Raw genomic sequence first — 22,073 nt, forward strand, 5'->3', positions numbered from 1 at the left:
GAACGTGACACGGCACTTGGAGGCTACCTCCACATGACCGACGACCTGCCCCGCGCCGCCGGATCCGTCCGCAGCCCGGCGACCGGAGACGACCAGGCTGTTCTCGCGACAGCGGCCAAGCTCGCCGCGGACAAGTTCGCCCCCCGCGCTGTGGAGTACGACCGCGAGGCCGTCTTCCCCGCCGAGGATTTCGACGACCTGTTCTCCAGCGGTCTCCTGGGCGCCACCGTGCCACGGGAATACGGGGGCCTGGGCTACGGCCCCCAGCAGCGCCACACCCTGCCCCTGTGGGAGATGACCACGACGCTGGCCAAGGCGGATCTGTCACTGGCCCGCTGCTGGGAAGGGCACGCCAACGCACTGGTCCTGATCGACGCCCTGGCCACCCCCGAGCAGAAGCGACGCTGGTTCGCAGGCGTGGTGGAACACGGGGAGAAATGGGCCGCCTGGAGCGGCGAGCCCCAAGCCCCGAAGCCGGGCGAGAGCCTTCGCTTCGGCACCACACTGGTCCCTGTCCGCAACGGCTGGGTCCTCCGTGGCAGCAAAGCTTTCGCCACCGGTGCCACCGGAGCACAGTGGGCGATCCTGCTCGTCGATCCGGAGACACCCGGCGGAGCCCGCCAGACCACCCCGGGGGCCCGCGGGAGGCTCCTGCTGCTGGCCTGCGACCTGTCCGACCCGACCGTGACCGTGGATGCTTCCTGGTGGGACCCCGCCGGCATGCGTGCGACGGTCAGCCACGCGGTGCGCTTTCACGACACCTTCATACCGCGCGAGCATCTTGTCGGAGGTCCCGGCAGCTACTTCGAGGGGCAGTGGCAGACCGTGTTCGTGCCCCATTACGCGGCCAGCTTCCTCGGCGGCGCCCTCGCCGCGTATGAGTACGGGCTCGCGTACCTGAAACGACAGGGCAAGGGCGGTGACCCCTATGTGCAGCAGCGAGTGGGCAGCATGGCGGTCAACGTCGAGACCGGGCACCTCTGGCTGCGCCACGTCGCCGGTCTGTGGGACGAGGGCAGGGACGACGAGGCCCGAATCGCCGGCGCCAGAGCCTGGCACACGATCGCGCATCTGGCACAGGAAACGGTGCATCACGTCATTCAGGCCTGCGGCGCCCGCAGCCTGATCCGCCCGAGCCCCGTGGAGCGGGTCCTGCGCGACCTGACGCTGTACGAACTCCACGACAACGCCGATCACGTTCTCGCGACCGTAGGCCGTGCCGTGCTCGGCGAGCAGTACGACCTGTCCTTCCACAGACTCTGAGTGAGGCAGCGCTCCATGGAGTGGGTGGTATCGCCGCCCGGAGTTTCCCGGCCCCGGCAGGAGTCAGAACCGCTCTCTGCCCCGATCGGGCATGGCCTCACCTGTCGTTGATCGCGGAGAGCCATGCCGTGTCCTCCGGGCCCGGCGCTTCGGGGTCGAGCGCGGGCAGCCGGCGCACCTCGCCCGATCGCAGGGCGACCGTGGCCCGTGGCCGCATCGGCCCGTCGCCCCTGCGTGAGAGCAGGACGAGTTCCCAGACTGTCGCCGTCATGGCGTCGACCCGGGTGGCGCAGTCGGCGGTGACCTGCCGCGGATCGCGGGTCCGGCCCAGGGACAGATGTGGGGTGAAGTCCTCGGCGGGCCCACCGCAGCGCGGGAACCGCTGCCGCAGTGCGTGGTACAGGTCCGCCCATGGCGCATTGCCGGCTGCCGCCGGGTCGAGCCACACGGTGAAGTACGCCCTGTGCCGGAAGGTGCGCACTCCGTCCAGCCGCGCGGTGAAGACGGGCGTCTCGGCCGTCGCCGCGGCGAGCAGTGGGGCAGCCCGCTCGAAGTCGGACTCCGGCACGAAGCCGAAGAGCACATTGACGTGCGGCGGCCACCGGTGCATCTGCGGATCGTAGTCCTGGCGGATGTCCTGGATCGGCGGCCACAGTTCCGCGGGCGGGATCCAGGCCACCGCCGTGCGGGCCGTCGGGGACACGTCGAGGACGCCGACGGACCCGCCCCTGCGGGACCCCGTGTCGCGGCTCGGGTCCGCTCGCGGGTCACGCACCCGGCCGGCGCCCGACGCGTCGATGCGGTCCACGCCCGTGGCCCGGTCCCAGACCACCTCGCCGTCCGCCTCGATGAATACCACCCGGTGCCACGGGATGTCGCCCCCGGGCACGAAGGAGGACAGCGGGATGCGCTCGACGCCGTCCCCGCGCCGGCTGATCCCCAGCACGAACCGGGCCGGGTCGAACCGCGGGTCCCAGCGGACCCGGTAATAGATCTCGTCGCTGGTTCGCACCACGCCTCCTCTCCCGTCATCACACCTCGTCTTCCTCCAGGGTGCCGCCCGAGGTGAGGCGGTACTCGGTGGCTGCTGATCGCAGGTCCGTGGCAGCCGCGATCACCGCGGCGACCGCCGTGGAGGTGCGGGCGGGCACCCGGCCTCCTCGGGCCCGGTCGACATGGGGGCAGGCGCTGCGGTACGCGCTCGGCCTGTACTGGCTCTTCGGCACGCAGGTCACGCCCCCGGGATCGTGGCTGCTGACCGCCGTACTCGTCATACTGCTCGCAGTCGGGGCGTTGACCGCCCTGCCCGCGTGGGTTCACACCCGCAGCCCCGCCGTGCGCGCCCTCAACGCCGAACCCGCGTGAACGGACCCTTCACCAGGGCCGCCGATCAGTCCTCGTCCTCGTAGCCTCGGCAGTGTCCGGGTCATGGAAGGGGCACAGGCCTGGGCCGCCGGCCTCGATGTCGAGCAGGTGCCGGCCCAGGAAGGTGACCTGCCAGTTCTTGAGCGGGGAGAGCCGGGCGGCGGCCTTCAGCGCCGCGGCGGCGAGCTGCTGGGTGCCTACGGCCTTGCGGATGCCGCCGCCCAGCGGGTACGTCGGCGCGATCCCATGCTTCAGTCGGTGCTCGCGCTCGGCCGCGCCTGACGGAGGCAGAGGCTGAGGCGTCGCAGGAATCCGTCGAAGGGCTCGTCCGCGGGCCAGGTCTGATACGCCGTCATGGTCGCGGCGACGGCGAGGTTCATCTGCAGCGTCGCGCTCAGAGCCTCCGACGGTGCGGCGCGGGATGCCACCCACTCCCTCAGGTCGGTGAAGAACTGCTCGCCGAAGCTCTGCGCGGACTGGGCGAACGCGGACGACTCCGCTTTCAGGCGGCGCTGCAGCGGCATCCGCTCCCGCAAGCCCTCGCAGAACCCCGTCAGGATCGCGGTCAGTGAGTCCCAGAGCGGCTCGTCCGCCGGACGGCCGCCCAACAGGTCCTGCCACGCGAACCGCTCCTCGGGGTCCTGGTCGAGGAGCACCGCGTCCTTGCCGACGAAGTAGTTGAAGAAGGTGGCGCGCGAGACGTTCGCGGCGGCGGCGATCTGCTCGATGGTCGTGGCCTCGTAACCCTGCTCGTCGAACAGCCGCAGCGCGGCGGACTGGATCCCGCGCCAGGTCGCCAGCTTCTTGCGCTCCCGCAGATTCATGGGTTCTTTCACGCGTCCCATCCTAAGGGTCGATTTCTGGACGAGTACATTTTTAGACGAGTCTAACTTTCTGGGTTACGGTGGGAGCAGACCCCCGGGGACGGCTCCGGAGGCCTGACCGTGAGGAGAAGTCATGAGCGAGGTCTGGTTCATCACCGGTACGTCCCGAGGGTTCGGCCGTGCGTTCGCCGAGTCCGCGCTGAAGCGGGGCGACAAGGTCGCCGCGACCGCCCGGAAGGTGGAAGCGCTGGACGACCTGGTCGCGGCATACGGCGACGACGCTGTGCTGCCGCTGACGCTGGACGTCACCGACAAGGCGGCCGTCGCCGCCGCGGTCGCCGCCGCGCATGAGAAGTTCGGCCGGCTCGACGTCGTGGTCAACAACGCCGGCTACGGGCTGTTCGGCATGGTCGAGGAGGTCAGCGAACAGCAGCTGCGCGACCAGATGGAGACCAACCTCTTCGGCGCGTTCTGGGTCACCCAGGCTGCCCTGCCGATCATGCGCGCCCAGGGCAGCGGCCACATCGTGCAGATATCGTCCGTCGGCGGCGTCGCCGCGTTCCCGTCGCTCGGCGCCTATCACGCGTCCAAGTGGGCGCTCGAAGGATTCAGCGAGGCCCTGGCCCAGGAAGTCGCCGGTGCCGGGATCAAGGTGACCATCGTCGAGCCGGGCGGCTTCAGCACCGACTGGGCCGGCTCCTCCGCCACGCGCGCCACGCCGAACCCCGCCTACGACCAGGTCCGCGAAGCCATCGCGGCGCGCTTCGGCGACGCCCGGTACGCCGACCCTGCCGACGCCGGTGCCGCTCTGCTGCAGATCGTCGATGCCGACACCCCGCCGCTGCGCGTGTTCTTCGGCACTGAGCCGATCGAGATCGTTGAGCCGCTGTACGCCCAGCGCCTTCAGACCTGGGCCGACTGGCAGCACGTCTCCCGCACCGCCCAGGGCTGACCACGCCTCTCACCCGCCCCAGCAAGACGAGAAGGAATCCCCCTCAAGTCCGCACAACACACCCCCAACCGTTCGGCGCCACCAGCACCAGACGGGGACGGGGTTGGAGGCGAACAGGTTGACGCTCCCCGCCGCCCGCGCAGGCGGAGGGTGTGCCCCGAAGCCGGACAGCAAGGTGCTCACGACAACTCCTCCTGGAGGCAAGGCAGCGGCAGGGGTGTCAGGCCGCCGTGGTCATGGGGCCGAGGTGGTGCGGGAGGCGGACGCGAGACACTCTGGCCGCGGTCAGCGGACGAGGTCGGGCGCTGTCGTGTCGGTGAGCCGGGGGTCGGGACTGCCGGCGGCCATGGAGAGGGCGCCCCTGACCATCCGGATGAGCTTGAGCAGGCCGCTCGGCCTGCGCCTGTCCACGCCCGCGACCAGTTGCCTGAGAACGCTCAGCTGATCAAAGTAGATCCGCTCGGTCACGAGGTTCTCGTTCTCGTCGAAGATGAAGTACGCGTTCATGCGCGTGCGATGAGTGGCGCCCGTCGGCGGGATCTTGCCGAGAGGTCCGAGATGTGTGCCCAGAAGCCAGAACTCCACGATGACGGCGTCGACGCTGTGACGGAACGCAATGATCTCGTGGCGTTGGTCAGGGAAGGCGACGCGCGTGTCGTCGTAGTACGCACGCACTTCGACGTCGCCTTCGTGCACCTGCATCGACGCGATGAGTTCGTAGTGGGGGTGCGGAAAGGTGGACAGGGTGGCGTCCCAGTCCTGTGCGACCTCATCACGGAAGTGGTCGAGGACAAGCTTCTCCCGGGCCCGAAGCACGGACTCATCGGGAAGTACGAACCCGTTCACAGCAGTTACCCTTTGCCTCAATTTGATCGGAAACGTACGTAAAAGCGCTCTCCGCTGCTGTCCGTTCCTTCGCCGACGAGTGCCGTAGGACGGAGAACCGCAAGGAGCCCGAGCCCGGCGCCGACCGTGGCGAAACCCGCGCTCAACAGGAAGAGAACGATCACGGATCGAGTCTCCACGCCCCGTCACGATGAATCACCTTGAATCTGACGGAGGCTCAACTGCCCGAAAGGATCGAGCCGCCGACGATGGTCGAACCACTGGATCAGCGCCGCCATGCACGGACTCCGCACGGGCGCTGCTGGAGCAGGCCGCAAAAACCCGCGGGAGCCGACAGTGACCTTCTGTCATTCTGCTTGCCATGTCCGCACGAAATCGAAGACTGCCCCGGCACCGCGCCTGGCCCCTGACCACCACCGACATCAACGGGTGTCTCGGCCCTTACATGAGCCGCGTCAAGGACCTGCAGTTCGTCACGGGGCATGGCAGCGGGACCATCGTCCTGGGAGCACAATGGCTCGCTCCGAACCCGCGCAACTACGGCCGCGGCGTCCACCCGGACATGGTCGGCGTCTACATAGACGTCCACCCGGTCGATGCCACTGAACGTGCTGCCACCCGCGCTGTTCTTCAGGAGCATGCCCTCCCGCAACTGCACGAATGGATCACGCGGGCCATCGCCGCCGACGAGACGTGGCAGCTGACCGATCACCAGCACTACTGGCGGCTCACCGACGGCCACCTCACGCACCGCGACGAATCGTGAACCGAGCCCGAGCAACAACGCACACCGCTACGTCAGCGAGGTCCAAGACCAGGCCGTGGACGGTGAGGGGGTCGGTGACAAGCTCCGGTAGGCGACCAGCAGGCCCTACGCCTCTCTCCTCACCGCGGTGAGGACGAGCCAGCCCGCTGCGGCGCCGACCACGTACCAGAGCAGGTCGGGCGGGTTGAAGGTGGAGCCGAGTACGAGGCGGGCGACGGTACTGCGCCGGGAGAGCTCGGCCAGCACCTCGCTGAGCTGCAGGAACTCGATCCCCCAACTGATCGCCAACGCGCTTGCGGCGGCCGTCAGGGGCGTCACCCGGGGCGCCACCAGAACGACGAGGGTCAGAAGCAGCACGGTGTACAGCGCGTCTCCACCGTACTTGCCGACGCTCCCCGCCGTGACGGCCCTGAGTCCCAGCCCCGCGGCGACGGTCAGCACCGCGGCCGAGGCCGCCGCCAGGCGGATCCGTACCGGGGCGGCGGCGCCTGCGGCGCGGTTCTGGGTTCTTGGGAGGGAGGGCACAGGGTCATACTGCCGGATGTTCCATGCATGACACATCGGCTCCCCTCGGCCACGCCTGGCGGCTGACGGCTGGCGGTGCGGTCTCCTCGCGCGCTCGCAGCCACGTCGGCAGGAGTACGGCGCCCGTCGCGGTCGGCAGCGCACCCGCCACGTGAGCCGACCTCCCTTACGTGACAAACCCATTGACGCTCCCATTTCCCTTCACTACCTTCCGAGAGCGCTCTCACTATTCATCCACGGCATGCCCCGGGCCACTCCGTCACCTGTGCTGCTGCGAAGCGACGTCGGCAGGTCCACGGCGAGGGCAGGGGGCGTCGCGTTGACGGGGAGGCCCCATGACTCCAGTACAAAGGTCCCGTAGGGCAGCGAGACTTGTCACCGTCGGGCAGTCGGCCGCCGCGTTCGCCCTCGCACTTCTCGCAGGCCTCACCCCGCAGTCGGCGTCCGCCGCCGGCACCGCCGTCACCGCGACCGTCTGCAACAGATACTGCGACACCCGTGACCCCGCCCTCTCCCCCGGCGACCGCGTCCCGGTCACCGCGGCCGTCTACGGGCGGTCCATCGCCCTCCACTTCGACGACGCCGACGCGATGGGCTGGGCGTCCATCGACAACGGCAACCCGGGCGACGAGGTCTGGCTCGACCGCTCCTTCGACGGCGGCCGCACCTGGAGTTCGGGCAGCAAGCTCGGTGACACCACCGTTCCTTCCGGGCAACGGGGTTGGCGCACACTCATGTACAACGTCGACGACTGGAACAATCGCGGCGTCGGCGCGCTGCGCGCCTGCGGCAAGGCCGGCGACCGCGCCGAGATCGCCTGCACCCCGTGGGCCCGCGTCACATGGAACGCCGGCGACCGGCGAACCGCTGCGGCCACCGGCCTGATGACCTTCTACAACAACTCGACCGGCCTGTTCGACACCACCGGCTGGTGGAACTCCGCGAACGCGCTGACTGCCGTCATCGACAACATCCGCGTGTCAGGGATGGGCAGTTACTCGTACGCGATCTCCCGCACATACGACCTGAATCTCAACACACGAAACGGGCAGTTCCGCAACGAGTACATCGACGACACCGGCTGGTGGGGGCTCGCGTGGATCGCCGCGTACGACCTGACCGGTGACAGCCGCTACCTGAACACCGCCCGCGCCGACGCCGACCACATGGCCGCCTACTGGGACGGCACCTGCGGCGGCGGAGTGTGGTGGAGTACGGCGAGGACGTACAAGAACGCCATCGCCAACTCCCTCTACATCCAGCTCAGCGCCGCCCTGCACAACCGCATCCCAGGTGACACCACGTATCTCGACCGGGCCCGCGCCGGCTGGTCCTGGTTCCAGGGCACCGGCATGGTCAACGGCTCGAACCTGGTCAACGACGGCATAGACCTGTCCACCTGCCGCAACAACGGCCAGGCCGTGTGGTCGTACAACCAGGGCGTGCTGCTCGGTGCGCTCACCGAGCTGAACCGGGCGACGGGTGACGGGGCGCTGCTCACCCGCGCTCGGCAGATCGCCGACGCCGCGACCACGACCTCCTCCCTGCACACCGCCGACGGCATCCTGCGAGACCCGTGCGAGAGCGGGGACTGCGGCGGCGACGGGCCGTCCTTCAAGGGTGCCCATGTGCGCGGCCTGGGCAAGCTCAACGCGGCGCTGCCGGACCATCCGTACACCGCCTATCTGCAACGCCAGGCGGACCGGGCCCGCACGAGCGACCGGAACGCCCTCGACCAGTACGGACTGCGCTGGTCGGGACCTGTCGACAAGCTGGACGCGGCACGCCAGCAGAGCGCCCTCGACCTGCTCAACGCGGCACCATGAGGCGCTGCCCGAACCTTGACCCGCGCCCGGTGGAAGCGGTGGATCTGAAGTGCATCTGAGGTGCAACTGGCGGTCAGGAACGCCCGGCCACCCCTCCGACGCGAACTTGACCGGACGTCGACCCGGTCCGTTGAACTCGCGCCCGGGCCGACGTCGAAGCTGAGGCTGACTAGGGCCTGTGTGGAGTCGTGATCTCGTGGACCCCGGCCTGGGAGGGTCGGGGTCCTTGGAGTAGAACGGTGGGGTGTCTCGACCTCAACTTTCAGATGCCGAGTGGGAGTTCATCTCCCCGTTCTTGCCGGTCGGTGAGTACGGGCCGTACCCGGAGAACCTGCGGGCGCACTTCGAGGGCGTCGTGTGGCGGTTCAGGAACGGGGCGAAATGGCGGGAGTTGCCCGAACGATTCGGGCACTGGTCCACCGTCTACGGCCGGTTTCGGCAGTGGCGGGACGCCGGGGTGTTCACCGCGGTGTTCCAGGGCGCGATCGCCGAGGCAGCGAAGCGGGGTCTGGTGGACTTGTCGCTGGTCAGCGTGGACTCGACCACGGTCCGGGCTCATCATGATGCCGCGGGGATGATCGTGGAGCCCGAGACCCTGGACGCGATGGAGAAGGCCGCCGCGGAAAAAGGGGCACCGGCGAGGAACAAGACGGACAACAAGACCCGGAGCGGGAAGAACGACGACGCGTGAGACGTCGCCGCAGGGCCCGGCTCGCCGCCGCTGACCTGGGACGTTCCCGCGGCGGACTGACCACCAAGACGCACCTGTCCTGCGTGCCGCAATGCCTGCCCCTCTCGCTCAAGATCACTGCGGGGCAGGCCGGGGACAGCCCACAGTTCATCCCCGTCCTGAACAAGATCCGCGTCCCCGGCCCGGTCGGCCGACCCCGCACCCGGCCCGACGCAGCCGCCGGCGACAAGGCGTACTCGTCCCGCAAGAACCGCGCCCACCTGCGCAAACGTGGGATCAAAGCCGTCATCCCCGAGAAGAAGGATCAAGCCGCCCACCGCAAGAACCGCGGCTCACGCGGCGGACGGCCCGTCACCTGGGACAAGCAGCTGTACAAGCTCCGCAACAGCGCCGAACGCACCATCAACAAGATCAAGAACTGGCGCGGCCTCGCCATCCGCTACGACAAAAAACCTGAAAGCTACCAGGCCGGACTCGAATTATGCGCCGGCCTCCTCTGGATCCGACACCTCGGATCACAATCATGATCATGACTCCACACAGGCCCTAGGGGAACGGGACCATGAAGACTCTCCGAGGTCTGTACGCCGCCGTTGTCTTCGCCCTGTCCGCGGTCCTGGTGGCCGCGATCTCACTGACCTCCATCGGGCCGGCCCAGGCGAGCCAGACGCCGCTGCGTGCGGCGGACCCGAGTGTGATCCGTGTCGGAAGCACCTACATCTCCGTGCAGTCGACCGGCGCAGGCATCGCCGTCCGGCAGGCCCCGTCGACGGACGCGCTCGCATGGGCGCCCGCCCGGCAGGTCTGGTCGGACACCCGTGGCCGCGGTGAGGTCTGGGCTCCCGAACTGGTCACAGATGGTGGCCGCTTCTACATCTACTTCACGGCCGGCGTCGGAGCGAATCACCGGATGTTCGTCATCAGCTCCGCCTCTCCGGACAGCGGGTACACGGCCGAGACGCAGCTTGCCCTGCCGGACGACAAGTGGGCGATCGACGGGACCATGTTCACCTTCTCGGGGCAGCGCTGGTTCGTCTGGTCAGGATGGGCGGGCGACACCAATGTCGAGCAGAACCTCTACATCGCCCGGATGAACAACCCGACCACGCCGACCGGTGCGAGGTACATCGTCTCGCAGCCGCGGGAGAGTTGGGAGCGGGTGGTCGGCAACCCCTTCATCAACGAAGGTCCGGAGGCCATCAAGGACCCCAACGGCCAGTTGCACATCGTGTACTCCGCCAACGGCAGTTGGAGCGACCAGTACTGCCTGGCCGACCTGAGGCTGCGGTCCGGCGGTGACCCCACGTACGTGTGGGACTGGTACAAGTCGAACGGCTGCCTTTTCGGCTCCAACGCCGGGACGATGATGCGTGGTTGGGACCCGACCCTCTACGTCGACGGTCCAGGGCACCACAGTTTCGTCCTGCTCAACGGCGATATCGCCACCAGCCCGCCCGCAGGCCCGACGTTCCCCTTGATGTTCCACGCGGTCGCGAAGGGAACGGCGTACTCGTGGACAACCGCTACTGGTACACGGGCACCTTCTGCTGGTGGGGCGGGGTAACCTACAGCCGGGCCAACGTCCCCGGATCGAACACCGACACCGGATGGGGTCTGAAGTTCTTCGAATAGGAACCTCACGACGCGGCGGACGAGGCGGGAGCAACGGAGCCACGCGTTCCCACAGGTCATCCGGTACAAGATCAGCTGCCCACACGCAGAGCGGCCCCTGCGCATCGCGTACTCGTCGACGCCGACCACACGCGGGACCTGTGGCGGGAGCTCCGGGAGAGCGTCGACCAGCCGCAGGACCGTATTCCTGCTGACGTTCGCCCCGAAGACGTCGGCCAGCCGGGCACCGGCTCGACCAGCCAGGGCGAGGCCGACCTCGGCCAGTACCGACTGCATTCGTTCGGTCCGTTGGCTGTGCCACCGGGTCAGGCCCGCGACCTGCTCGACGAACGTCCGCCGCCCGCAGGAGACGTCTTCGCACGTGAAGCGCCGGGCACGAAGCCGCAGAACCACCCGCCGTCCCGCCACGGGGAGGTGACCGGGAAACCGCAGGTAAGAGCCGTGCACCCGCCCCGACCAGCTTCCGCAGCCTGGGCACCGAGCACCGGCCGTCCGTCATCTGACACCGGCTCGGATCATCTCGCCATCGTCCTGCACCGACACCACCCTGATCCCCGGATCCGCCAGGAAGAGCAGCTCTTCCAGCCGGAGCCGTACCTCGCGCACAGCCCAGAACCATCAGCCCGATCGCGGTGGGCACGAGGCAACAGTCACAGAGCGCATCCACACCACAGAAGTTGGGCCAGAACTCCAGAACGGACAGCAGACGTTCACCACTTCGGGAGGCACCGAGACTGCCGTGCAAATCGAACTATGCGCACGCCGGATTGTCTGGGGCCGCCGTCTCGAACCCGTTGTCCCAGTCGGGACTGGCCGAAGCTCTGGGGAGCCTCGCCCAGTGTGCGGGCTGTGAGCCGATCAATTCATGGCCGCGGTGTCGTAACGTCCGGCGGCGGTGTCGCGTAGCAGGGTCAGCCGATCAGCCTTTCGTAGGCGGCGGCGTCGAGGAGATTGTCGGTGGTGGCACCGTCCGCCGACTTGATCTTGAACAGCCACATGCCGTAAGCGTCGCTGTTCACTTCCTCGGGCGCGTCAGCGGCGTCGGTGTTGATCGCGACGACCTCGCCGGAGACCGGGCTGTAGATGTCGGTAGCGGCCTTGACCGACTCGACGACGCCGACGGCATCCCCGGCCTTGACTTGCTTGCCCACCTTGGGCAGCTCCAGGAACACGATGTCCCCAAGCGCGTTCTGGGCGTGGTCGGTGATACCGATCGCCAGTGTCCCGTCGGCTTCGGCGTGAATCCACTCGTGTTCGTCGGTGTACTTGAGATCGGCAGGGACAATCGACATGGTAAGGCTCCTCTCGGGCGTGATCACCGGATGACACAGTGTCAGCCTTTGAGGATCTTGACCGAGGATTGACGACGCGAGCCACCGGCTGATTGGGCCATACGTGGTCAACGAGTACACCTCGGGGCTTTCAAGTCGGCGAGAGAGAATCGAACAGCCACCAGTCTCGGTGCCAACATCTGCTGTCCGTTCTGGGGTTCTGGCACAACTTCTGTGGAGCCGGCTCTCGTAGCGACCTGCCGACGATGGGGCAGCTGACTCATCACAGGTCAGCGGTGCCTGGGAGGGGCCGCTGAAGGCAGCCCATGCCGGTTCCACAGAAGGTGAGCCAGAACCCGTTCTGGTGAACAAAGCCAGTCCCCGCTCCGGGGGCCTCAGTGCTCATGACCGCCGACAGTGCGCGGCGGGTGTGCCGGCGCGGCCGATCGGGCGCCGTGAGGCAGTGGTCGCGCGGCTCGGTACGCATGCCGCCTTACTCTGGGACGACACCGTCTTTGCCGTCAGCGTCGCCATCCAGGCTCCGCAGCTGGTCGTGCCCCTGACGTTCGGCGCAGCTGTGCGCCGGTTTGGGAGGCAGCCAATGCCCGTGTGCGAATCGAAATGTTCACGGGTTCCGGCAGGACTGATGCGGAGGCGGTTGCCCTTGGGGGTGCTGAATCACGGCGGTCGGCGGCTGTCTTAAGGTCGCGTACATGTCGAGGACCACACCGTCGCGCCCGCTCGAAGTCGAGGCGCTGTTCCCGGAGCTGTCGGCCTACCGGGGCACCACCACCCGGCTCCATCCGCGCCCGGGCCGACCGGGCGCGGCGGACAGTTCCGTGGGCGGTCCGCTGCTGTGGCCGGCGGACGAACCCTGGCCAGTGTGCACCGAGCCTCACAGCCACGCGCGGGGCCAACGCCCGACAGACATCCACCGGCTGCGGCAGATCCTGGCTTCCGCATGGCTCCGTGAACCGAACCCCGGCCCCACCGACGGGGACCGGCAGCTGCTGGAGCAGCTACGCCAGAAACACCATGTTCAAGAAGCTGCTGCGACCGATCCACTGCCACTGATCGGCCTGGCGCAGTTCTACCGCAGGGACATCCCCGATCTGCCGACCGGGCCGGACGACTGCGATCTGCTCCAGGTGTTCTGGTGCCCGTTTGACGCGCACGGCCCGACCGGCCACGGCATGCTGCTCGACCTGCGCTGGCGCCGGTCGTGGGAGGTTGTCGAGGTGCAGGCTGCGCCGCCGCAGCCGCAGGTCGTCGGCTCCGATGGGTACGTGCCCGAGCCGTGTGTGCTACACCCGGAGCAAGTGGCCACCTACCCATTCGCCGGCCTCCTCCCGGAGGACCTGTGCGCCAGGATCGACGCCTGGGAAGAAGCGCTGGAGGAGGAGGCCGAGCAATCGGCGGACGACGATGAAGCCGTGCCGGTGGGCTACCAGTACGACCTGTCCATCCCACCAGGCTGGCGCGTCGGCGGTTTCGCCTCCTGGCACGCCACCGACCCGTATCCCATGAACTGCCGCACCTGCGCGACACCGATGCACCTGCTGCTGACCATCGACAGCTCGGAATGGGACGGCGGCAGCGGCAGCTGGAAGCCACTGGAAGAACAGGACCTGCCCACACACCGGTCCGCGACACCAACCGAGGTTACCGTGGGCCGGTGGGGCGAACTCAACATCTTCGCCTGCCCCGAAGAGCCCAGCCACCCTCACCGCTGGAGCATCCAGTAGGCCGCTGGGTCATGAGCAGTGCCCAGGCTTGAAGGAGGCCGTTTCCCTGGACCGCGCAGTTCGAGGGCGCAGCTGCGGCTGACGACCGAGTGCCCGACGGATACGTCATGCGCAGAGGCCGCATCTACGGGACGGTGCTGGTCGACGTCGAAACCCGCAAACCCGTGGATCTGCTGCCCGACCGGGAGGCGGCCTCCGTCGCCGCATGGCTCGCCAAACGCCCCGGGGTCGAGGTGGTCTGTCGCGACCACGCCCCGTTCCTCGCCGAAGGAGCCAGCACCGGAGCGCCCACCGCGGTGCAGGTCGCGGGCCGCTTCCACCTCTGGCGCAACCTCGGTGAGGCTGCAGACCGATGCATATCGCGGCATCGGTCCTGTCTGCAAGCACCATTCGCCCTGCCTGATTCCTCGGTTACGGGGCCGTCCGCGCCTACCTCCGTCCCATCCGCAACGCCGTGCCTGGTGTTCGGCCCCCCGTCACCACGGACCGTTGCCGGGTGCATCCTGACGCACCCCCGGCTCCCTTCAGGAGACCGAGCGTCTGAAACTCAAGTCCGTCCTCGCGGGCTGCCCCGAGCTGGACGCCCTCACGCGACACGTCCGCTCCTTCGGCCAGATGCTCACCCAACGCCAGGGCGAACGGCTCCCCGATTGGATCGCGGCGGTTCGAGCCGACGAACTACCCAGCTTGCACACGTTCATCAGCGGCCTCGAACGCGACCTCGCGGTAGTCACCGCGGGCCTGACACTGCCCTGGAGCTCAAGTGTCGTGGAGGGCCACGTCAACCGCATCAAGATGATCAGGCGCCAGATGTACGGTCGAGCCGGCTTCAACCTGCTGCACAAGCCAGTCCTGTTGGCAGGCTGAACGCCGCGTCACTACACAGTGATCCAGCAGTACAGCCGGTAGCCACGAACGAGCGCCCTCTCTGCAAGAGCAGCGAGATCCTCCATGAAGCCCGTGAGCCCGCTCAGGTCCGACTGAGAACTGAAGACGCTCGACGCAGACCAACCACGGGCCGCTTCGTCCAGTTGCTTCCGGTCGAAACGGGCGAGTGAGTCACGAAAGGAATCCGTAAGCGACAGCGTGAAGACTTCTCCGTCACCCACCATCCCGACCAAATACCCATGCCGCGGATCAGCCTCGACAGCATCGGCAGTTCGCCCAGTAACGAGCACCTCGGCCGGCAGCAACTCGACCACCGGATCGACGCCCTTCACGACGAACGAGTCATACCCCGTTCCCATCGGCTGTCCGTCCGCACGGACCACAGCCCGAACGGCGTCTTCGTCATCAGCCGCGGCGTAGTAGCCGAAGAAAGCTCCCATACGCACGATCATGACACCCAGCCAACGGCCGGACCCAACCGTGATCCACCATGCAGCGTCACCGACCGCTGAGTAGGCCCGGAGCGCGGTGCCGGGGTTGCTCCCGGTCCGTTTCTCCGGACCTCTCGCCGAACCCGCCGTGCGCCTCTCAACGCAACGGGCTCTCCACGGTCTCTGCCGTCAGACGGGGTTCGCAGGCTGCCATGGGTTGGGGATCGTGCTGGCCCGGTATCGGTAACGGCTGACCTTGACCGATCCGGAACAGCTCGATCCCGTCCGCCGCGATGGGTCTCCACCGTCCGGTGGGGGTGGTGAACCGGCGGCGGACGTCGCCCCAACTCCATCGGTGACGCTCCCGCAGCATGCGGATCAGACGCCACCACACGAAGGCGTCGAGCCTGTCGAAGACATGCTTGGCGACCGCGTGCTTGAAGTAGTTGGCCCAACCGCGCATGATCTGAGTGAGTCTCTCCAGCACGGCGGGCGAGATCCTGCTGCGATGTCCTGCCTGTCAGAGCACGGACCTTCGCCTTCAGCGACCGGACACCCTCTCCCGCCTGTTCCGCAACGAGTTCAGCATGACCTACCCCCAGTGGCGCACCCGCACCCGCCTCTTCAACGCCATGGTGCTGCTCGCCGAAGGCGCCACCGTCACCGACACCGCCCACGCCTGCGGATGGGCCTCGACCAGCGCCTTCGTCGGCATCTTCACCCAGGCCATGGGCACCACCCCGGGCGCCTACCGTGCCGGCGTGCTCAACCAGCGGGAAGTCGGGCATGCGTGAGGGAGGGCGGGTGTCGTGTCCCAGTTGGCGGGGGTACCTGAAGTCGGATGGTGAGCAGGCCAGTTGACAGGACGGTCGCACCGTCCCCGGGAGCAGCGTCCCGCCGAGCTTGGCGGTGCCTCCCGCCCGTCATTCCTTCGCCGCCGATCGGGCTGCGCCTTGACTGGTACAGACCAATACGGTTGAGTGTGCCTCACACCCCCCACTACGGTCGGCCCCGCGCCCCCATCCGGTTCCGACGGCACGCGCACAAGGCTCGCTCCGTCCTGCCCGCGCCGGGTACGACCGTTCTCCGTCAAGGAGTTGATTCCGTGTCGAGGCGTCGTATCTCCGCGGTCGTGACCGCGCTCGCCCTCTCCGCCGCCGTACCGGTGCTGGTGCCGACCAGCAGCGCGTCCGCCGCCACCTGTTCGAGCTACCCGAGCTGGGTGGCCGGCAAGGCGTACGTCACCGGTGACATCGTCCGCTACACGAACGGCAAGGCGTACATCGCTGAACACGACAACCCGGGCTACGACCCGGTCATCAGCACCTGGTACTGGACGCCGTACAACTGCGACAGCGGCAGCGGCACGCCCGTCGGCAACTTCGTTGTCTCCGAAGCCCAGTTCAACCAGATGTTCCCGAACCGCAACGGCTTCTACACCTACAGTGGCCTGACCGCCGCACTCAACGCCTACCCCGGCTTCGCCAACACCGGCGGCGACGAGACCAAGAAGCAGGAGGCAGCCGCTTTCCTCGCCAACGTCAGCCACGAGACGGGCGGACTGGTTCACGTCGTCGAGCAGAACACCGCCAACTATCCGCACTACTGCGACTGGAGCCAGCCGTACGGCTGTCCGGCCGGCCAGTCGGCCTATTACGGGCGCGGCCCCATCCAGCTCAGCTGGAACTTCAACTACAAGGCCGCCGGTGATGCGCTCGGCATCGACCTGCTCAACAACCCGTCGCTGGTCCAGACCGACGCCTCCGTGGCGTGGAAGACGGGCCTCTGGTACTGGAACACCCAGTCCGGTCCCGGCAGCATGACCCCGCACAACGCCATGGTCAACGGCGCGGGCTTCGGCCAGACGATCCGTTCCATCAACGGTTCCCTCGAGTGCGACGGCAGGAATCCCGCCCAGGTGCAGAGCCGTGTGACCACGTACCAGCAGTTCACGCAGATACTGGGCGTGTCGGCGGGCGCCAACCTGTACTGCTGACCCGGTCCTTGGGTGTGCGCGAGTCGTTCCCAGGGCCTCGGAACGGGGGCACCGCGCACGGACACCTGGACAACCGGTTGACGCGGTCGTGGGCCGCATCGGCTTCGGCGTGATGCGGTCCACGGACGGCGCCCTCCCCGCCGCGGCACGACGAGCGACCTGACCGGTCGATCGCCGTGCTGCGCTGGGCCGGACGGCTGCGACATGTCGGGGAGCCGCGTTTCTCCGGCCCCACCTGTGACACCCCTGCGACCGGAACTGTGAGCTCCATCGCACACGCGTGGTTCGTGCCTTGATGAGATGGCCGCATGCCCAAACCCGTTTCCCTGCACCCGGCTTTCACCACGACCGCCCCTTTCCTGTCGGCTCTCGCTGCGGCCGCTCTGCTACTCACGGCCTGCGGCACGGAGCATGCGGGTGCCGGAAGCACCGGTGCCGACGCCCCCGCGCCTCAAGGCGGCGGCATGCGGATCGACGATCCGGGCAAGGACGGCGTACGGATCACGTCGCTGACCCTCCCGTCAGCCACTCCCTCGCCCAATCGCAGCTACTCCGTCTCCGCCGACGGGCTCACCACGGGCTCGGACTCCGGTATCTCCGCCGCCTATGAGGTCAGCAATAAGAGCACCGATCCCCTGACCTACACGGTCATCTTCACCTTCGAGAGCAGTGGCGGCGGGGCAGTGACCAACCGGACCGAGACCGTACGCGACGTCGGCCCCGGAAAGACCGTGCGCGGCACGGTCCGGGCCGGGGAACTGCCGCCCACCGCACCGCGGGTGACGCACGCCCAGGTACTCGAAGTGACCAAGGTTCCCGCAGGCGAGGCACCGGCCGATCCGGGCACGTGCCCCGACTCCGGGATCCGGGTCAGCGCGGACGAGGGCGACGCGGCCATGGGGCTGCGCGTCGTGGGCCTTCACCTCGACAACTGCGGAACGCGCCCCTACTCCGTCGATGGCTATCCCCTGCTGGAACTGCTGGACGACGACCGCGAGCCCGTCGACGGCGTCGAGATCCTCGACGGCAGTGGCGAGATCACCACCGGCGCCGGGCCCGACGAACAGCCCCGGCCTGTCACGCTCGAGCCCGGCGAGTCGGCCACCGCCGGCCTGGTCTGGCGCAACACCACCGAGTTCGGTACGCCGGTCAACGTGCCGTATGTGCGGGTCCGGGTGAAGGAGGGTGCCGCGCCGGTGACGGTGACCCCGCACCTCGACCTCGGGACCACCGGAAAGCTCGGGGTCAGACCGTGGGAGAAGGCGGCACGCTGATACTCCAAGGGGACTCCAGCATTCCCCATTCGTCCGGGGCCTGCTGAGCCCGGACGGCCCCAAGAACGGCGGGAAGTTGGCCGAGTGTGCCGGTCACCCCGGACCGCGTGGGCTTCAAGCGCGGGGCCCTGACGGGCGCGGGCATCGCTGCCCGGAGACAACGGTTCCGCAACCTTGACTGACTTGGTCCAGTCCAATAGCGTCACCCCCGCACAGAACCCCACACGAAACAACACCCCCCATCCCGTCACGTTGTTGACGGGCCATCACCCCTCCGGGAGGGCCCCTGTGGTTTCCCGACGTTCCTTCCTGGCCGCGGCCGGCGCCGTCACCGGTGCGGCTGCGCTCAGCCTGTTCTCACCGTTCTCGCCGATGACTTCCACCGCGGCTGCAGCGGGAGTCTCGCTCCCCGTGAAACTGGCGAACAACTCCGGCCACGACACCGTCTACGCCTACATATCCGGCACCGACAGCAGCGGCTGGCCGGTCTTCGTCTCGGCGAACGGCGTCCTGAACCGGCTGCCCAACCCGTCGTCCCCGGTGACCCCCATTGCCGACTACTCCATCGCGCTGGGCCCCTCCGGTTCGGCCGCCAAGACCGTCACCCTGACCGACTACATCATCGGCGGCCGTGTCTGGTTCTCGGTCGGGCAGAAACTCCAGTTCTTCGTCAACCCGGGCGCCGTGCCCGGCGTGGTCCAGCCCGCCCTGGTCAGCTCCGACCCCAACTGGGCCACCAACTGGACGTTCTGCGAGTTCACCTTCAACAGCGCCAATCTCTACGCCAACATCTCCTACGTCGACATGGTCGCGCTGCCGATCTCGATGGCCAGCACCGGCAGCGGGGGCACCCAGTCGGTCAGCCCGCTGCCCTCCGGCGCCCTCGCCTCCATCGCCTCCGGCCTGAAGACCCAGCACGCCTCCGACGGAGCTCCCTGGGACAGGCTGGTGGTCACCGACTCCTCCGGTGCGGTACTGCGCGTCATGTCGCCCTCGCACTCGCCGGTGGACTTCGGCAACTACTGGGACGACTACCTGAACCGGGTCTGGAGCCACTACGCCTCCACCCCGCTGACCATCAACGGCCAGGGCGGCATCGGTTCCTACACCGGCACCGTCTCTGGCAACGCCATCGTCTTCTCCGGTCTCAACACCAACGGCGTGCCGTTCACCAAGCCGAGCGCCGTCGACATCTTCGGCTGCGCGTCCGGTCCCCTCTACAACTCCGGGTCGGACGCGCGCGGGGCGATCGCCGCCCGGCTCGCCGCCGCGCTCAACCGCAGCTCGCTCCTGGTCCCGGGCGGGAACAACCAGCCCGATGGCGTGACACCTTCGCAGTACTACCAGGACTCGATCACCAACCACTACGCGCGGCTCGTCCACAAGTACGCCAGCATCGGCTACGCCTTCCCCTACGACGACGTCGGCCCCACCGGCTCGGCTCCCGTCGACGGGCACATCCAGGACGGGGCGCCCACCTCGTGGACGATCACCCTGGGCGCCGGCGGCTCCGGTGGAGGATCCGGGGGCGGCTCGGGCAGCGTCAGCGCCTACAGCACCATCCAGGCCGAGTCCTACTCGGCGCAGAGCGGGACCATGACCGAGAGCTGCTCCGACGTCGGCGGCGGCAGCGACGTGGGCTACATCTCGAACGGCGACTGGCTGAAGTACTCCTCCATCGACTTCGGTGCGGCCTCCCCGAACCAGTTCAAGGCCCGGCTGGCGTCGGGCGCGGACGCAGGTGTCAGCGGTGCCATCCAGGTGCGGCTCGACAGCATCAGCGGCACGAAGATCGCCGAGATCGACTTCGCCAACAACGGCGGCTGGCAGAACTGGCAGACCGTTCCCGCGAACATCGTCGCCTCCGCCACCGGAGTCCACGACGTCTACCTGGTCTTCTCGGGCAGCAGTTCGGACTTCGTCAACATCAACTGGTTCACCTTCACCAGCTGACCTCCGGCTCCGAGACGGCAGGCGCCGCGGGTACGGTCAGCCGTCGACCCGGCCACATGCCGTTCAGCTGCGCCGTGTAAGGGTGCTGAGGGTGTTGGCGGCCACGATGGCACCGATGCTCGTCCATTCCGTCCAGCCCAGGTTCTGGCCCAGCCCGATCCAGCCGACGAGGGCGGCCAGGAGGGGGTTGACGCTCATGAAGAGCCCGAACGCCTGGGCGGGTACGCGGCGCAGGGTGAACAGGTCGGCGAGGTAGGGCACCGTCGAGGACAGCACGCCGGCCGCGACGGCACAGCCGACGGCTGAGGCGGTCGGCGGCCGGTGCAGGACGAGGACGATGCCGACGGGCAGGAACATCAGCGCGGAGATCCCGGTCGCCGTGGCGGAGCCCTGGGCGCCCGGGATGCGCCGGCCGACGGTGCGGTTGAGGAGGATGTAGGACGCCCAGCAGCACGCGGCCAGCAGGCCCAGGCCCATTCCCACGTAGTCGGCCGAAGGCTGGGGACGCATCAAGGCGACGACGCCCGCCGCGGCGATCACCGCACAGGCGGCGTCGACGCGTCGGCGTGCGGCGGCCAACGCGATGGTGAGCGGACCGACGAACTCCAGCGTGACCGCCAGGCCGAGACCGATGCGATCGATGGCCGTGTAGAGGGACAGGTTCATGGTCCCGAACACCACGGCCAGCCCCATCACCGGCCACCACTGCGCCCGGGTGAAATCCTGCGGGCGTGGTCGGCCGACGGCGAAGAGGACGATCGCGGCGACGTACTGGCGGACCGCGACGACGCCGACCGGGCCGATCACGGGGAAGGCATGGGAGCCGATCGCGGCACCGATCTGGTTCGACAGGCCGCTGCCGGCCATCGTGACCACCGTGGCCAGCCGTTCGCCGGACGGGGCAGGGGCCGAAGGGCCGGTCGAGGAAGCGGATGGCAGGGACGCCGCGACGGGTGCGTTACGCATGACCTGATGGTGCGGCTCGGCGGTGCATGCGCAAAAACGTCCGCAGCGGGATCCAAGCGGGCGGGATCCATACAGTTGAGTCGTGACTCCTCCACCCCTGAACGGGGTGGCTTCTCGCTAAGCGGGTTGGGCTTCGCGACGGACCAGCCCGGCCCGTAGAACGTTCAGGGCGCCCACCGTGTCCGCGTGTGCGCTGTGGCCGCACGAAACGCAGTGGAACTTCTCCTGTGTGGGCCGGTTCTCCTTGGCGGTATGCCCGCATTCGGGGCACCGCCGGGAGGTGTTGCGGGGGTCCACGGCGATGACTTCCCGTCCGGCGCTTTCAGCCTTGGCGTGCAGGATCGTCAGGAACACCCCCCATCCGGCATCGGCGATCGAGCGGTTGAGCCCGGCCTTCGCGGCGGCCCCGTTGGGCAGGAACGAACCCGGCTTGTCGGGGTCGGGCTTCGGCGTGGGGGCCTTTCTCATGTTGCGGATCTTGAGGTCTTCGTGCGCGATGAAGTCATACTCGCGGACCAGCGTGAGGGCGGTCTTGTGTGCGTGGTCAAGCCGCTGGCGTCGCACCTTGCCATGCAGCGCAGCAACCTTCTGCACGACACGCTGGTGGTTGGCGGTGCGGTCCTTGGCCTTGCAGCGCGGGTGTCGGGACAGAGCTTGTTGCGCGGCTTGCCGCACACCGGTCACTGCGCCTCGCCGACCTCAGCGAGCGCACCCTGGCTGATCGACCGCCGGACCGGCACCACCATCCCCGAGCTGTGGCCGCCCGGCTCCCGCCCGGCCACGGAGGAGACCGGCGACATCGACGACTGGCTGACCGTTGCTGTCGGCGCAGCGCCTCGGCGAGGGAGAGGAAGACCCG

19 protein-coding genes and 6 pseudogenes are annotated in these 22,073 nt (G+C 68.3%); 15 read left to right on the plus strand and 10 right to left on the minus strand.

What is annotated here, in order from left to right; all coding sequences use genetic code 11:
- The first annotated feature begins 33 nt into the window (after positions 1 to 33).
- Positions 34 to 1,263, plus strand: coding sequence for an acyl-CoA dehydrogenase family protein (locus tag OIE49_RS01390; RefSeq protein ID WP_326800677.1), 1,230 nt, complete (start codon positions 34 to 36; stop codon positions 1,261 to 1,263).
- A 97-nt stretch (positions 1,264 to 1,360) separates the two neighbouring features.
- On the opposite strand, the gene OIE49_RS01395 is transcribed toward OIE49_RS01390, so the two are convergent.
- Positions 1,361 to 2,278 carry an RNA repair domain-containing protein gene (locus OIE49_RS01395; RefSeq protein WP_442812190.1) on the minus strand — a complete coding sequence of 306 codons (918 nt, stop codon included), beginning with the start codon at positions 2,276 to 2,278 and terminating at the stop codon, positions 1,361 to 1,363.
- Between the two features lie 86 nt (positions 2,279 to 2,364).
- Between OIE49_RS01395 and OIE49_RS01400 the strand changes: the two genes are divergently transcribed.
- Positions 2,365 to 2,628, plus strand: a complete 264-nt coding sequence (locus tag OIE49_RS01400; protein WP_326800678.1) for a hypothetical protein — start codon at positions 2,365 to 2,367, stop codon at positions 2,626 to 2,628.
- Between the two features lie 63 nt (positions 2,629 to 2,691).
- Positions 2,692 to 2,910 (plus strand): hypothetical protein, encoded by a 219-nt coding sequence (locus tag OIE49_RS01405; protein WP_326800679.1) that lies wholly within the window; start codon positions 2,692 to 2,694, stop codon positions 2,908 to 2,910.
- Here OIE49_RS01405 and OIE49_RS01410 read toward each other — a convergent pair.
- Positions 2,880 to 3,464, minus strand: coding sequence for a TetR/AcrR family transcriptional regulator (locus OIE49_RS01410; protein WP_326800680.1), 585 nt, complete (start codon positions 3,462 to 3,464; stop codon positions 2,880 to 2,882). The genes OIE49_RS01405 and OIE49_RS01410 overlap by 31 nt on opposite strands.
- Before the next feature lie 121 nt (positions 3,465 to 3,585).
- Between OIE49_RS01410 and OIE49_RS01415 the strand changes: the two genes are divergently transcribed.
- Entirely contained in the window at positions 3,586 to 4,404 is an 819-nt protein-coding gene (locus tag OIE49_RS01415; protein ID WP_326800681.1) for an SDR family oxidoreductase, read from the plus strand.
- Between the two features lie 285 nt (positions 4,405 to 4,689).
- Here the strand turns inward: OIE49_RS01415 and OIE49_RS01420 are convergent, their stop codons facing one another.
- Positions 4,690 to 5,250 carry an ester cyclase gene (locus tag OIE49_RS01420; RefSeq protein ID WP_326800682.1) on the minus strand — a complete coding sequence of 187 codons (561 nt, stop codon included), beginning with the start codon at positions 5,248 to 5,250 and terminating at the stop codon, positions 4,690 to 4,692.
- Between the two features lie 361 nt (positions 5,251 to 5,611).
- On the opposite strand from OIE49_RS01420, the gene OIE49_RS01425 reads away from it, so the two are divergent.
- A complete protein-coding gene (locus OIE49_RS01425; RefSeq protein WP_326800683.1) occupies positions 5,612 to 6,016 on the plus strand; it encodes a hypothetical protein in 405 nt (134 codons plus the stop codon).
- Between the two features lie 105 nt (positions 6,017 to 6,121).
- Here OIE49_RS01425 and OIE49_RS01430 read toward each other — a convergent pair whose 3' ends face one another.
- Complete coding sequence (locus OIE49_RS01430; protein WP_326800684.1) at positions 6,122 to 6,541, minus strand: ribosomal maturation YjgA family protein; 420 nt, start codon at positions 6,539 to 6,541, stop codon at positions 6,122 to 6,124.
- A gap of 335 nt (positions 6,542 to 6,876) precedes the next feature.
- Here OIE49_RS01430 and OIE49_RS01435 point away from each other — a divergent pair, with 335 nt between their 5' ends.
- The 3 genes and pseudogenes from OIE49_RS01435 (at position 6,877) to OIE49_RS01445 (ending at position 10,690) form a co-directional block, all read left to right on the plus strand.
- On the plus strand, positions 6,877 to 8,367 hold the full coding sequence (locus OIE49_RS01435) for a glycoside hydrolase family 76 protein (RefSeq protein WP_326800685.1): 1,491 nt from the start codon (positions 6,877 to 6,879) through the stop codon (positions 8,365 to 8,367).
- A gap of 244 nt (positions 8,368 to 8,611) precedes the next feature.
- Positions 8,612 to 9,585 (plus strand): annotated as a pseudogene (locus OIE49_RS01440) (IS5 family transposase).
- A gap of 35 nt (positions 9,586 to 9,620) precedes the next feature.
- Positions 9,621 to 10,690 (plus strand): annotated as a pseudogene (locus tag OIE49_RS01445) (glycoside hydrolase family 43 protein).
- Between the two features lie 363 nt (positions 10,691 to 11,053).
- Here the strand turns inward: OIE49_RS01445 and OIE49_RS01450 are convergent.
- Both OIE49_RS01450 and gcvH read right to left on the minus strand, forming a co-directional pair.
- A pseudogene (locus OIE49_RS01450) lies at positions 11,054 to 11,161 on the minus strand (transposase family protein); the annotation flags it as partial.
- A gap of 440 nt (positions 11,162 to 11,601) precedes the next feature.
- On the minus strand, positions 11,602 to 11,982 hold the full coding sequence (gene gcvH, locus OIE49_RS01455; RefSeq protein WP_326800686.1) for a glycine cleavage system protein GcvH: 381 nt from the start codon (positions 11,980 to 11,982) through the stop codon (positions 11,602 to 11,604).
- 692 nt (positions 11,983 to 12,674) lie between these two features.
- Between gcvH and OIE49_RS01460 the strand changes: the two genes are divergently transcribed.
- Entirely contained in the window at positions 12,675 to 13,706 is a 1,032-nt protein-coding gene (locus tag OIE49_RS01460) for a hypothetical protein (protein ID WP_326800687.1), read from the plus strand.
- Between the two features lie 95 nt (positions 13,707 to 13,801).
- A pseudogene (locus tag OIE49_RS37015) lies at positions 13,802 to 14,573 on the plus strand (ISL3 family transposase); the annotation flags it as partial.
- 11 nt (positions 14,574 to 14,584) lie between these two features.
- On the opposite strand, the gene OIE49_RS01475 reads toward OIE49_RS37015, so the two are convergent.
- Together OIE49_RS01475 and OIE49_RS01480 are read right to left on the minus strand one after the other, a co-directional pair.
- Positions 14,585 to 15,046, minus strand: coding sequence for a hypothetical protein (locus tag OIE49_RS01475; RefSeq protein ID WP_326800688.1), 462 nt, complete (start codon positions 15,044 to 15,046; stop codon positions 14,585 to 14,587).
- A 136-nt stretch (positions 15,047 to 15,182) separates the two neighbouring features.
- A complete protein-coding gene (locus tag OIE49_RS01480; RefSeq protein ID WP_326800689.1) occupies positions 15,183 to 15,512 on the minus strand; it encodes a group II intron maturase-specific domain-containing protein in 330 nt (109 codons plus the stop codon).
- 100 nt (positions 15,513 to 15,612) lie between these two features.
- On the opposite strand from OIE49_RS01480, the gene OIE49_RS01485 reads away from it, so the two are divergent.
- From OIE49_RS01485 to OIE49_RS01500, 4 genes are all read left to right on the plus strand, one after another.
- Complete coding sequence (locus OIE49_RS01485) at positions 15,613 to 15,819, plus strand: helix-turn-helix domain-containing protein (RefSeq protein ID WP_402123156.1); 207 nt, start codon at positions 15,613 to 15,615, stop codon at positions 15,817 to 15,819.
- A 311-nt stretch (positions 15,820 to 16,130) separates the two neighbouring features.
- Entirely contained in the window at positions 16,131 to 17,021 is an 891-nt protein-coding gene (locus OIE49_RS01490) for a glycoside hydrolase family 19 protein (RefSeq protein WP_326800690.1), read from the plus strand.
- A 308-nt stretch (positions 17,022 to 17,329) separates the two neighbouring features.
- On the plus strand, positions 17,330 to 18,295 hold the full coding sequence (locus OIE49_RS01495) for a DUF4232 domain-containing protein (RefSeq protein WP_326800691.1): 966 nt from the start codon (positions 17,330 to 17,332) through the stop codon (positions 18,293 to 18,295).
- A 288-nt stretch (positions 18,296 to 18,583) separates the two neighbouring features.
- The gene (locus OIE49_RS01500; RefSeq protein WP_326800692.1) at positions 18,584 to 20,248 is read left to right on the plus strand and encodes a beta-1,3-glucanase family protein; all 1,665 of its coding nucleotides are present in this window, start codon (positions 18,584 to 18,586) and stop codon (positions 20,246 to 20,248) included.
- A gap of 63 nt (positions 20,249 to 20,311) precedes the next feature.
- On the opposite strand, the gene OIE49_RS01505 is transcribed toward OIE49_RS01500, so the two are convergent.
- Together OIE49_RS01505 and OIE49_RS01510 are read right to left on the minus strand one after the other, a co-directional pair.
- Positions 20,312 to 21,214, minus strand: a complete 903-nt coding sequence (locus OIE49_RS01505; protein WP_402123152.1) for an EamA family transporter — start codon at positions 21,212 to 21,214, stop codon at positions 20,312 to 20,314.
- A 117-nt stretch (positions 21,215 to 21,331) separates the two neighbouring features.
- A pseudogene (locus tag OIE49_RS01510) lies at positions 21,332 to 21,880 on the minus strand (RNA-guided endonuclease InsQ/TnpB family protein); the annotation flags it as partial.
- On the opposite strand from OIE49_RS01510, the pseudogene OIE49_RS01515 reads away from it, so the two are divergent.
- Positions 21,880 to 22,033, plus strand: a pseudogene (locus OIE49_RS01515) (LysR family transcriptional regulator); the annotation flags it as partial. The pseudogenes OIE49_RS01510 and OIE49_RS01515 overlap by 1 nt on opposite strands.
- Positions 22,034 to 22,073: the final 40 nt, after the last annotated feature.

It is taken from the genome of Streptomyces sp. NBC_01788 (assembly GCF_035917575.1).
Taxonomy (GTDB): Bacteria; Actinomycetota; Actinomycetes; order Streptomycetales; family Streptomycetaceae; genus Streptomyces.

Excerpts from the sequence above, each read along its gene's own strand:
- OIE49_RS01390 (WP_326800677.1), top strand. The coding sequence starts at position 34 with ATGACCGACGACCTGCCCCGCGCCGCCGGATCCGTCCGCAGCCCGGCG.
- OIE49_RS01405 (WP_326800679.1), top strand. The coding sequence starts at position 2,692 with ATGGAAGGGGCACAGGCCTGGGCCGCCGGCCTCGATGTCGAGCAGGTG.
- OIE49_RS01415 (WP_326800681.1), top strand. The coding sequence starts at position 3,586 with ATGAGCGAGGTCTGGTTCATCACCGGTACGTCCCGAGGGTTCGGCCGT.
- OIE49_RS01425 (WP_326800683.1), top strand. The coding sequence starts at position 5,612 with ATGTCCGCACGAAATCGAAGACTGCCCCGGCACCGCGCCTGGCCCCTG.
- OIE49_RS01435 (WP_326800685.1), top strand. The coding sequence starts at position 6,877 with ATGACTCCAGTACAAAGGTCCCGTAGGGCAGCGAGACTTGTCACCGTC.
- gcvH (WP_326800686.1), bottom strand. The coding sequence starts at position 11,982 with ATGTCGATTGTCCCTGCCGATCTCAAGTACACCGACGAACACGAGTGG.
- OIE49_RS01460 (WP_326800687.1), top strand. The coding sequence starts at position 12,675 with ATGTCGAGGACCACACCGTCGCGCCCGCTCGAAGTCGAGGCGCTGTTC.
- OIE49_RS01475 (WP_326800688.1), bottom strand. The coding sequence starts at position 15,046 with ATGATCGTGCGTATGGGAGCTTTCTTCGGCTACTACGCCGCGGCTGAT.
- OIE49_RS01485 (WP_402123156.1), top strand. The coding sequence starts at position 15,613 with ATGACCTACCCCCAGTGGCGCACCCGCACCCGCCTCTTCAACGCCATG.
- OIE49_RS01495 (WP_326800691.1), top strand. The coding sequence starts at position 17,330 with ATGCCCAAACCCGTTTCCCTGCACCCGGCTTTCACCACGACCGCCCCT.
- OIE49_RS01505 (WP_402123152.1), bottom strand. The coding sequence starts at position 21,214 with ATGCGTAACGCACCCGTCGCGGCGTCCCTGCCATCCGCTTCCTCGACC.